This is a genomic window from Nocardia fusca NBRC 14340 (genome assembly GCF_001618425.1).
Classification (GTDB): domain Bacteria; phylum Actinomycetota; class Actinomycetes; order Mycobacteriales; family Mycobacteriaceae; genus Nocardia; species Nocardia fusca.
This window is the reverse complement of the sequence record NZ_BDCU01000012.1, coordinates 35,943-46,801: the sequence shown is the minus strand read 5'-3', so window position 1 is coordinate 46,801 and position 10,859 is coordinate 35,943. Positions and strand designations below refer to the sequence as shown.

The 10,859-nt window shown below is 68.8% G+C and carries 10 protein-coding genes; 5 read left to right on the top strand and 5 right to left on the bottom strand.

From position 1 onward, the window contains the following. Nucleotides 1-115: 115 nt before the first annotated feature. Nucleotides 116-1,195: a phosphoribosylformylglycinamidine cyclo-ligase gene (gene purM / locus NF4_RS04320; RefSeq protein ID WP_063125991.1), complete on the top strand. Its 1,080-nt coding sequence runs from the start codon at nucleotides 116-118 to the stop codon at nucleotides 1,193-1,195. Nucleotides 1,196-1,585: 390 nt separating this feature from the next. Here purM and NF4_RS04310 read toward each other — a convergent pair whose 3' ends face one another. The 5 genes from NF4_RS04310 to NF4_RS04290 all read right to left on the bottom strand — a co-directional run bounded on the left by NF4_RS04310 (nucleotide 1,586) and on the right by NF4_RS04290 (nucleotide 5,220). Beyond that, nucleotides 1,586-1,795, bottom strand: coding sequence for a DUF3073 domain-containing protein (locus NF4_RS04310; RefSeq protein ID WP_039821949.1), 210 nt, complete (start codon nucleotides 1,793-1,795; stop codon nucleotides 1,586-1,588). Nucleotides 1,796-1,957: 162 nt separating this feature from the next. Continuing rightward, the gene (locus NF4_RS04305; protein ID WP_063125989.1) at nucleotides 1,958-2,923 is read right to left on the bottom strand and encodes an asparaginase; all 966 of its coding nucleotides are present in this window, start codon (nucleotides 2,921-2,923) and stop codon (nucleotides 1,958-1,960) included. Then, entirely contained in the window at nucleotides 2,920-3,603 is a 684-nt protein-coding gene (locus tag NF4_RS04300; RefSeq protein ID WP_063125988.1) for an MOSC domain-containing protein, read from the bottom strand. Before NF4_RS04300 ends, NF4_RS04305 begins: the two co-directional genes overlap by 4 nt. A gap of 34 nt (nucleotides 3,604-3,637) precedes the next feature. Further along, a complete protein-coding gene (gene ygfZ, locus NF4_RS04295) occupies nucleotides 3,638-4,753 on the bottom strand; it encodes a CAF17-like 4Fe-4S cluster assembly/insertion protein YgfZ (protein WP_084532851.1) in 1,116 nt (371 codons plus the stop codon). A gap of 68 nt (nucleotides 4,754-4,821) precedes the next feature. Further along, on the bottom strand, nucleotides 4,822-5,220 hold the full coding sequence (locus tag NF4_RS04290; RefSeq protein WP_063125986.1) for a sterol carrier family protein: 399 nt from the start codon (nucleotides 5,218-5,220) through the stop codon (nucleotides 4,822-4,824). A gap of 151 nt (nucleotides 5,221-5,371) precedes the next feature. Between NF4_RS04290 and NF4_RS04285 the strand changes: the two genes are divergently transcribed. From NF4_RS04285 to cydD, 4 genes are all read left to right on the top strand, one after another. Next, nucleotides 5,372-6,292: an aminodeoxychorismate lyase gene (locus NF4_RS04285; RefSeq protein WP_063125997.1), complete on the top strand. Its 921-nt coding sequence runs from the start codon at nucleotides 5,372-5,374 to the stop codon at nucleotides 6,290-6,292. A 162-nt stretch (nucleotides 6,293-6,454) separates the two neighbouring features. Next, nucleotides 6,455-7,918, top strand: a complete 1,464-nt coding sequence (locus NF4_RS04280) for a cytochrome ubiquinol oxidase subunit I (protein ID WP_063125985.1) — start codon at nucleotides 6,455-6,457, stop codon at nucleotides 7,916-7,918. 9 nt (nucleotides 7,919-7,927) lie between these two features. Further along, complete coding sequence (gene cydB / locus NF4_RS04275; RefSeq protein WP_063125984.1) at nucleotides 7,928-8,962, top strand: cytochrome d ubiquinol oxidase subunit II; 1,035 nt, start codon at nucleotides 7,928-7,930, stop codon at nucleotides 8,960-8,962. Nucleotides 8,963-8,966: 4 nt separating this feature from the next. Then, a complete protein-coding gene (gene cydD, locus NF4_RS04270) occupies nucleotides 8,967-10,811 on the top strand; it encodes a thiol reductant ABC exporter subunit CydD (protein WP_063125983.1) in 1,845 nt (614 codons plus the stop codon). Nucleotides 10,812-10,859 lie beyond the last annotated feature (48 nt).

Sequence of the window (10,859 nt, the reverse complement as noted above, 5' to 3'; positions counted from 1 at the left end):
GCGCCGCCGCAGGCGGCGCAAAATAAACACAGCCCGGCCCCCCGCGCTCCGGGATGACGCCATAAACTCTGAGCAGGCAATTATCCGCGAATTCGGTTTGGAGCTTTCCCCGACAATGACTGAGCAGAACCCCACCGGTGCCGGTGCGTCCTATGCCGCAGCTGGAGTGGATATCGAGGCCGGTGACAGGGCTGTCGAGTTGTTCGCCCCGCTGGCGCGTAAGGCGAGCCGCCCCGAGGTGCAGGGCGGGATCGGTGGCTTCGCCGGATTGTTCGCGCTGAAGAAGAACTATCGGGAGCCGCTGCTGGCTTCGTCGACCGACGGGGTCGGTACGAAGATCGCGGTGGCCCAGGCGCTGGACAAGCACGACACGGTGGGTCTGGACCTGGTGGCCATGGTCGTCGACGATCTGGTGGTGTGCGGGGCCGAGCCGTTGTTCCTGCAGGATTACATCGCGGTCGGCAAGGTGGTGCCGGAGCGGGTGGCCGAACTGGTGGCCGGTATCGCCGAGGGGTGTGTGCGGGCCGGTTGCGCGTTGCTGGGTGGTGAGACGGCCGAGCATCCAGGGATGATGGGCGCCCAGGACTACGATCTGTCGGCGACCGGTGTCGGGGTGGTCGAGGCCGATGATCTGCTGGGGCCCGACCGGGTGCGTCCGGGGGATGTCGTGATCGCGATGGGTTCGTCGGGTCTGCATTCCAACGGTTACAGTCTGGCGCGCAAGGTGCTGCTGGAGATCGACCGGATGGCGTTGACCGGGCATGTGGAGGAGTTCGGTCGCACGCTCGGTGAGGAATTGCTGGAGCCGACCCGGATCTATGCCAAGGATTGCCTGGCGTTGATCGCGGAGACCGATGTGCGGACGTTCGCGCACATCACCGGTGGTGGTCTGGCCGCGAACCTGGCCCGGGTGCTGCCCGCGGGGCTGGTGGCCGAGCTCGACCGGGGGACCTGGAATCCGGCGCCGGTGTTCAAGATGATCGCGCAGCGTGGCCGGGTGGAGCGCGTGGAGATGGAGAAGACGTTCAATATGGGCGTCGGGATGGTCGCCGTGGTCGCGCCCGAGGATGTCGATCGCGCGCTCGCTGTGCTCACCGCGCGCCATATCGAGTGCTGGACGTTGGGCAGCGTGAAGAAGGCCAAGGATGTGGATGCGCCGCGGGCGGTTCTGCTCGGCGACCATCCGCGTTTCTGATCCGCGATCCGGCCGTCGTGATCCGGCGGCCGGATCTTCCGGGTTTCATTGATGTTCGGCGCGTCTGATGTTCTGCGCGTCCTGATATCGCTACAGCGCGGTCACCGACGGCCCGCGGGTCAACGCGCAGCTATCGGCATTCCGTAGTCGTGCACTCGGAGCGCGAGCCCCAGCGCGGTGACCGGACTTCTCGGACTCGACTTCCGCCCGGTGGGTGACAGATCGCCCACCGACTCTCGGTCGGAATCGACGCGATGATCCACATGCTGCTCGGTGTCGCACCGCCGGTTCACGTCGTCCACCGCCGGGCAAACCGGCGGGAAACGGCGCGAACCGGCGTAAACGACCGAAAGGGAGGCCTACGGCCTCCCCCGAGCGTATGCACCCTGATCAGCGGCGCCAGCTGTCGTAGTCGTCGTCCTCGTCCCACTTGGACAAGGAATTGTCCGCGTCGTGCTCATCCGACAGGACGCCACCGCGTGGGGCGTTGTCGCTACCGGAAAGCTCGCGCTGAAGGCTCGCGAAGTCGGTCGACGGCGAGCTGTACTTCAGCTCGCGCGCAACCTTGGTCTGCTTTGCCTTAGCCCGGCCACGGCCCATGGCTGACCCCCTCGCGTCACAGCGGGGCGGCCTGGGGATTGGTGGCGGCCCCGTTCGAATTAATATCTTCCTGACAGACACTTTAGCGCGTGTCCGGCCGTCGCGCTTCCACGAGTCGGCTATCCGCTGGATCAACCGACCGGTTTGCCGATGTTTCGCCGCTCAGTCCCCAGGCGGAACCGCGCCCGGTATGACCCGGATCACACCGACTCGGGTTCCGCCGCCGAGCACCGGAGGGGCCGCGAGCGCCGCCAATTCATCGGACCACTCGACGCCCATACGCTGCAGGACTGCCATGGTCAGCGGGATTCTGGCGCGGTCCGCGCCGTCGGCGATCTTGTAGGCGAAGGCGCTGCCGTCGGGTAACGCTCCGGCGTGCACGCCGTCGGCGCCGATCTTGCAGATGAGTTCGGGGACGGCGTTCATCGTCAGCAGATCGGGGCCGTTGGTGCCCGAAATCACCCGTGGGTGCGCGCGGAGCGCGGTGGCGATCCGGCGTTCGGGTGTGCCGTCGGGGGCGGTGGCCAGGGTCGCGAAGGCACGCGCCAGATTCGTCAACGAGACGGGGACGATGGGCAGGCCGCAGCCGTCGATGCCGAGATCGGTTTCCGGCTCACCGGTCGTCTCGATGATCTGGGCCAGCACCGCCTGCTGCAGCGGGTGCCCGACCTCGGTATAGCCGGTGACCGGCCAGCCGTTCACCGCGCAGGTCGCCAGCATGGCCGCGTGTTTGCCCGAACAGTTCATATACCGCTTGGCGGGTTTCTCGCCGCGGTACAGCACCCCGGCCCTGGTCCGCTCGTCACCGGGCAGGTCCGGGGGACAGGCCAGATCGTCCTCGCCGAAGCCGAAACGGCGCAGCAACCGCTCGACCAATTCGATGTGCTCGGGCTCGCCGGTGTGTGAGGCGGTCGCGATGGCCAGTTCCGCGTCGTCGAGCGGGATGAAACCGTGTTTGAGCAGGGTGAGCGCCTGCAGCGGTTTGTTGGTGGAGCGCGGATAGACCGGCACGTGCACCGAACCGGTCGCGAAGGTCGGTTCACCGTCGGGGCCGATGATCACCACCGAGCCGCGGTGCACACATTCCCGGAACCCCGACCGCACCACCTCGACCAGGTCCACGCTCATCCGATCGCCTCCTGTTCCGGGGCCGGCTCGGCCGCCGGGACGCGCCGTCGTGTGTGCCGGGCGATCTGTGCGCGGATCTCATCGGAAATGGTGGGCTCGGCGGTGAGCAACCGTTCGAGTCGTGCGGGGTCGGCGCCGGTGAAGACATCGCGGACGGTGATGCCGTGCTCGGGCACGTGCACGAATTCGACCGGGTCGCCGGCGCCCACCTCACCCTCGGTGAGGACCCGGAAATAGCATCCGGTGTCGGCCCGCAGGGCGAAGCGGCGCACCCACTGCCGTTCCCCGGACCAGTGCCCGAAGGTGGCGCACGGCACCCGGGGCGCGCTGACCTCCAGCAGTGCGTCGCCGACGCGGCAGCGTGCGCCGAGCACGGCGTCGCTGAGCGGCAGCCCGGAGATACGCAGGTTCTCCCCGAACCAGCCGGGTTCGAGGGTGCGGCCGAGTTCGGCCGACCAGGTCCGGGCGTCCTCCTCGGCGTAGCCGTAGACCGCCTGGTGAACGCCGCCGTGGTCGCGGGTGTTGCACACATGATCGCCGTCGAGCCCGAGCCGCCCGGCCCGCACCCGGCCGGGGACCGGGCGCTTGTCGATCGCGCTGCGCCCTACCCGGCCCGGTACCTCCAGATCGGCATGGACGACACAGGCGGCCAGCACCCGGCCGATGGCACCGACGTGCACAGCTGTCTCCTCTCGGCTCGTCGTCCGGCGCCGCTCAGCGGCCACGGAGCCGTTCGACGGCGCGGCGCCCGGCCTGCGGGGTGTCGTCGGCGATCACCGAATCGGGGTCGATGGCCGCGGCCGTGCTGCCCACGGTCAGTTGGGTATCGGCGGGGACGGACCGCTTTATCAGGGCGAGCGCTACGGGGCCTAGTTCATAATGGTCGATCGTCGTACCGAGGACGCCCACGGCGCGGTTGCCGGCGTCGACCGCTGTGCCGGGAGCGGGCCGCTCGTCGGCGGAGCCGTCCAAATGCAGCAGGACCAGCCGGCGCGGTGGTTTGCCGAGATTGTGGACCCGGGCCACGGTCTCCTGGCCGCGATAGCAGCCCTTGTCGAGGTGGACGGCGCCGTATTCGTCGGGCCCGCCGATCCAGTTCACCTCGTGCGGGATGGTGCGGTCGTCGGTGTCGAGGCCGATCCGGGGCCGCACGGCGGCCACCCGCAGGGCCTCGTAGGCCCAGGAACCGGCCGGTTCGGCACCGGCGGCGGTGAGTTCACTCCACCGCGACATGAGCTGTTCGCGGGGCAGGACGAGGTCGAAGGAGTCCGCGGTCGGCCAGGGCATCCGGCGCAGGAACCCGCCGCCCGGGACCGCGACCGCCTCGTAGGTATCGGGCAGGCGGTCGAGACCGAGTACGCCGGTCAGGGTCGCGACACCCGGACCGAGCAGGCTCATGACGGCGTGATCGGCCGCCTCCCGCGGCTGCGCGTCGGCCCAGAACACCATTTTGGTGAGGAAATCCAGCAGGCCCGGACCCCGGTCGCCCTCGGTGTCGATCCACACCGTCGCGTCCAGTTCGGTGAGCACGAAATGGTGCAGTACCCGGCCGTTGAGGTCGAGGTCCAGATTCTCCGCGGAGCGGCCCTGGCCCAGGTCGGCGATGCGCTGACTGGTGATGGTGTGCAGCCAGCTCAGCCGTTCGGCGCCGGTGACGGTGAGTACGAAACGGTGGGAACGGTCCACGACGGCCACGCGTTCGATCGCGGCGCGTTGTTCGCCGAGCGGGTCGCCGTAATGCCAGGGGACGGACTCGTCCGGGGAGCCGGGCGGAGCCGCGACGGCTCCCGGTACTGCGAGGACAGGGCTGGGTGCGGCGAGCACGGACACAGCTTCCACTCTAGGAGCAGATCACCCTGTCGCGCATCAGCGGGGGGTTGACCAGGCGATTCGCCGGGTCAGTCTTCGGGACGTACCGGGACCAGCGGCAACCAGTGACCGATCTCGGCGGCCCGGCTGCCGGAGGCTTCCACCGCGCCCGCGGCGACGGCCGCCGCGAATTCCTGGAGGCCGGTCGCCAGCAGCAGCCAGGTCCGCGCGTCGGTCTCCACCACGTTGGGCGGAGTGCCGCGGGTGTGCCGGGGGCCTTCGACGCACTGCACCGCGACGAAGGGCGGGACCCGCACCTCCACCGAATGTCCGGGAGCGGCCGCGGCCAGAGCCCGCGCGGTCCCGCGAACCGCCGCCGCCAGATCGGCCCGGGGCGGGGCCGGACGGCTCTCGTCGAGCAGCCATTCCCGGACCGCGGTCACCGCGGCTCGCACCACGCCGGGGTCGATATCCGTCCGTCGCGCCATTGCCTGACCTTAGCCAGCGCCACCCGCGTGATCGAAATGGTGGACCCTGGGCGGATGCTGCGGTATCGGTGGCCGGGGAATCCGCCGACATTGTCCGGGCAGCCCGGATTTCTGTCCGTCATAGTGAGCGGTGGTGGCCTACGCTCGTGCCATGGTGGATCGAGTTCTTGTAACACTCGACGGCGAGGTCCGCGATGCGGACCAGCCGTTGTTGTATGCCGACGATATCGGCGTCCTGCGTGGCGACGGAATTTTCGAAACGGCTCTGGTCCGCGGTGGCACGGTCTGCGCGCTCGATTTTCATCTGGCCCGGCTGCGCCGCTCCGCCCAGGCGCTCGATCTACCCGAGCCCGACCTGGCCCGGTGGCGCAGTGCGATGGAAACCGCGGCCAAGGAATGGGGCAGCGAAGAGGAAGGGGTCATGCGCCTGGTGCTGACCCGCGGCCGGGAGAGCGCGCTCGGCAGCCCCAAGGCGGGGTTGCGCTCCGGCGAGTTGTCCGAGGCGGTTCCGGTCCCCACGACCTTCGTCATGGTGACGGAGCTGTCCGACCGGGTGGCGGCGGCGAGAACCGAGGGCGTCGCGGTGGTCACCTTGACCCGGGGTATCTCGATCGACCTCGCCCAGGCGGCGCCCTGGCAATTGCTCGGCGCGAAAACGCTCTCCTACGCGACCAATATGGCCGCGCTGCGGTTCGCCGCCCGGATGGGCGCCGATGACGTCATCTTCACCAGTACCGAACACCGGGTCCTGGAGGGCCCGCGTTCCACGGTGGTGATCGCCCGGGGCAAACAGCTGATCACGCCGCCGGCGAAGAACGGTGTGCTGCCGGGAATCACCCAGCGCGCGTTGTACGCCGAGGCCGAACGCCGCGGTTACGACTGCCGTTACGAACCGTTTTTCACCGCCGATCTGTTCGACTGCGACAGCATCTGGATGCTCAGCAGTGTGACGCTCGCCGCACGGGTCAATTCTCTTGACGGCGTACGGATGTCGGCGCCGGAGTCGGTTGCGGAGATCGTCGAGATGGTCGATCGGGGGATCGAACGGGCCGGGACCATCGCCGATTGGTGATTGCCGGCGCCTCCGCGCGACCGGACCGCTTCCGGTGTGACCGGAACCGTCGCCGGATCGTGCGTGTATCGCTGAGCACGTCGTGTCCGCCGACACATTGATCGGGCCGCCGCGGCGCGTAGTCTTGGGTCTACGACACGTCGTAGTAACAGGAGGCTCGGTGTGGACGCCCTGGATGTCTCGCGATGGCAATTCGGCATCACGACCGTCTACCACTTCTTGTTCGTACCCCTGACGATCGGCCTCGCGCCGCTCGTCGCGGGAATGCAGACGGCCTGGGTCGTCACCGGCAAGGAGCACTGGTACCGGCTCACAAAATTCTTCGGGAAACTGTTCCTCATCAATTTCGCGCTGGGTGTGGCCACCGGAATCGTGCAGGAATTCCAGTTCGGAATGAACTGGAGCGAATACTCCCGATTCGTCGGTGACGTTTTCGGCGCACCGCTGGCGCTGGAAGGCCTCGTGGCCTTCTTCATGGAGTCCACTTTCATCGGACTGTGGATATTCGGCTGGTCGCGGCTGCCCAAACTCGTCCATCTCGGCACCATCTGGATGGTGGCGATCGGCGTCAACGCCTCCGCGTACTTCATCGTCGCGGCCAATTCCTTCATGCAGCACCCGGTGGGCGCACGGTACAACCCGGAGACCGGGCGGGCCGAACTGTCCAGCATCACCGAACTGCTCACCAACAACACCGCGCTGGCCGCCTTCCCCCACGTGGTCGCGGGATCGTTCCTCACCGCGGGCACGTTCGTCGCCGGAATCGCGGGCTGGTGGATGGTCCGCAAGGCGCGCAGCGGCGATACCGGTGAACTCGCCGAGGCGCGCACCGTGTGGCGTCCGGCGGCCCGGGTCTCGCTGCTGGTGGTGGTGGTCGCCGGCCTCGCGCTGGTCTACACCGGCGATGTCCAGGGCAAGCTGATGTTCGAGCAGCAGCCCATGAAGATGGCCTCGGCGGAATCGCTGTGCCACACCGAGACCGACCCGGACTTCTCGATCCTCACGGTCGGCACGCACAACAACTGCGACAGCGTCACCCATGTGCTCGAGGTGCCGTTCGTACTGCCCTGGCTGGCGGAGGGCAAGTTCACCGGGGTGGAGCTGGAGGGCGTCGTCGACCTGCAGCGGGCGTACAACGAGAAGTTCGGGCCCGGCGACTACCGGCCCAACCTCTTCGTCACCTACTGGTCGTTCCGCGCCATGATCGGCCTCGCCGCCGGGTCCGCACTGCTGGTCTTCGCCGGATTCTGGATGACCAGGCGCGGCCGGGTCCCGCATCAGCGCTGGTTCTCGTGGCTGAGCCTGCTCGCCATCCCGACCCCGTTCCTGGCCAACGCGGCCGGCTGGGTGTTCACCGAGATGGGCCGCCAGCCCTGGGTCGTGGTGCCCAACCCGACCGGTGACCAGGATCTGCGGCTGATGGTGCAGCAGGGTGTGTCCGATCACGCGGCCGCGACGGTATGGGTCTCGCTCATCACCTTCACGGTGGTCTACGGGCTGCTGGCCGTCGTGTGGTTCTACCTGATGCGGCGCTATGTGCTCGAGGGGCCGGAACGGCCGGCGGGCGAGCCCGCGTCCGAGCCCGCGGAGAAACTCGTCGCCGAGCAGCTTTCGTTCGCCTACTAGGAGCCGGGTATGGGACTGCAGGAATTCTGGTTCGTACTGATCGGGGTGCTCTTCACCGGGTACTTCGTGCTCGAGGGTTTCGATTTCGGAGTCGGCATGCTCATGCCGATCCTCGGCCGGGGATCCGATACCCGCCGCCGGGTCGTACTGAACACCATCGGCCCGGTGTGGGACGGGAACGAGGTCTGGCTGATCACCGCCGGCGGTGCGCTGTTCGCCGCGTTCCCGGAGTGGTACGCGAGCATGTTCTCCGGTTTCTATTTGGCGCTACTGCTGCTCCTGGTGGCATTGATCCTGCGCATCTGCGCGATCGAATACCGGGGCAAGATCGACGATCCGCGCTGGCGGGCGCGCTGCGACCTCGGTATCGGAATCGGCTCCTGGGTGCCCGCGCTGGCCTGGGGCTGGGTGTTCGCCAATATCGTGCGCGGCGTGCCGCTGGGCGCCGACAAACAGTTCACCGGTGCCTTCGGTGAACTGTTCGGCCCGTACGCGCTCCTGGGCGCGCTCACCACGGGACTGCTGTTCGCGTTGCACGGGGCGGTGTTCCTGGCGCTCAAGACCGCCGGGGAGGTCCGGGACGACGCCCACCGCACCGCCAGGCTGCTGCTGGCGCCGACGGCCCTGGTCGTGGCCGGCTTCGGCCTGTGGACCCAAGTGGCCTACGGATCCGGCTGGACCTGGATTCCGCTGGCGCTGGCGGTGTGCGGGCTGCTCGGTGGCGCCGCGGCGCTGCTGGCCGGGCGCGACGGATGGTCCTTCACCGGGACCGCGCTCACGGTGCTCGCCGCCACCGCGCTGCTGTTCGGCGCGTTGTTCCCGGATGTGCTGCCCTCCACGATCGACCCGGCGTTCAGCCTGACCGTGGACAACGCCTCCTCGACCCCGTACACGCTGAAGGTGATGAGCTGGGCCGCGGTGATCGTGACCCCGGTGGTGCTGGGTTATCAGGCCTGGACCTACTGGGTGTTCCGGAAACGCATTAGTGTCGAACACATCCCACCCGGAATCGGACTTCCACCCCGCGTTGTCACCGAGGAGTGAGCCAATGGCCCGCCCGCCCGTGGACCCTCGCCTGTGGCGGTACGCGCGTTCGGCGCGGCGCTATCTCGCACTCAGCGTCGCCCTTTCGCTGGTGACCACGGTCGGCATCGCCTGCGCGGCCGTGCTGCTGGGGCGGGTGCTGGCCGGGGTGATCACCGACCCGGGCCGCCGCTCCCTCGGCTCCTGGACCGCGGAACTGGTGCTGCTCGCACTCGCGCTCGGCGCGCGGGTACTGGCGGCGTGGTGGCAGTCGCGGATCGCGCACCGGGCCGGCGCCCGGGTCGTCACCGAACTCGAACAGGCGGCCCTCGCCGCGGGCGCCGGACTCCCGCCCCGGGAACTCGAAACGCGGCGAACCGAACTCGCGGTCGTGGTGGGCAGCGGCCTCAACGGTTTGCGTGCCTACCTGACCGGCTATGTGCCCGCACTGCTGCTCGCGGTCCTCGTACCCCCGGTGATACTGACGGTGATCGCCGTCCACGACCTCACCTCGGCGGTGATCGTGGTGATCACCCTGCCGTTGATCCCGCTATTCATGGTCCTCATCGGCCTGCTCACCGAAGGCCGGGCCCGGGAGACACTCGCGGCCACCACGCGGCTGTCGGATCAACTGCTGGACCTGTTCGCCGGTATGCCCACCCTGCGCGCCCTCGGGCGGGAGACGGGTGAGGCGACCGATATCCCCGGACGCACGATGAGCGGCCGCGTCCGGGAACTCGGCGAAACGCTGCACCGCCGCACCATGGCCGCACTGCGGATCGCGTTCCTGTCCTCGATGGTGCTCGAATTGCTGGCCACCCTGTCGGTCGCGCTGGTGGCGGTGGCGATCGGGATGCGGTTGGTGCACGGCGATATGAGCCTCTACGCCGGAATCGTCGCCCTGGTTCTCGCCCCGGAGGTCTACCTGCCGCTGCGGACCGTGGGGGAACGTTTCCATGCCGCACAGGACGGAATGGCGGCGGCCGACCGGGCTTTCGCTGTTCTGGACCCCGCGGCCGGAGACGCCGCGGCTACGATCTCGGCGCCGGACGCACAGGGCACGCAAGCACACCCCCGGGCCGGGGCGAACGCGGCCTCCGATACGGCGGTGACCCCGGCTTCCGGCAGTGCGGTGAGCGTCGACGGAACACGGCGCCATCGGAACGGCTCCTGGGGCGAGGGCGTCATCGAACTGTGTGATCTGACGGTCGATTCCAGGGACGGTGCCGCACCGGACGGGCTGCGCGCCGTATTCCGCCCCGGTGCCGTCACCGCGCTGACCGGGCCCAACGGCTCCGGGAAATCGACCGCGCTGCAGGCGATCCTGGGGTTGATCGAACCCACCCGCGGCGCGGTGCTCGCCGACGGCATCGATATCCGGGAGATCCCGGCCGAACAGTGGTGGGCGCGGCTGGCCTGGCTCCCGCAGCGACCGGTACTGGTCCCGGGAACCCTCCGGCAGAATCTCGAACTGCTCGGTGCCACCGTGGCCGGTCCGGCGCGCCGCGGTCCGGCCCGGGTACTCAGCGAATTGGACGCCGCCTGTGCCGTAACCGGTTTCGACGCTGTGCTCGAGGCGCTGCCCGCCGGATGGGATACCGTGGTCGGGTCCGGGGGGATCGGACTGTCCCTCGGCCAACGGCAGCGGCTCGCGCTGACCCGGGTGCTGGCCGCGGATCGCCCGATCCTGTTGTTGGACGAACCGACCGCCCATCTGGATGCCGACAGCGAAGTCGCGGTGGCGGCGGCCCTCACCACACTGGCGCGTACCGGCGCGACCGTGGTCGTGGTCGCCCACCGACCGGCCCTCCTGTCCGCAGCCGACGAGATCGTCGCGGTACCGACGACCTGCCCCCGAATGTTGCGATGAGCTCTCGAACCGAAACCACTCGTCCTCCGCACCGCCGGCCCCGCGCGG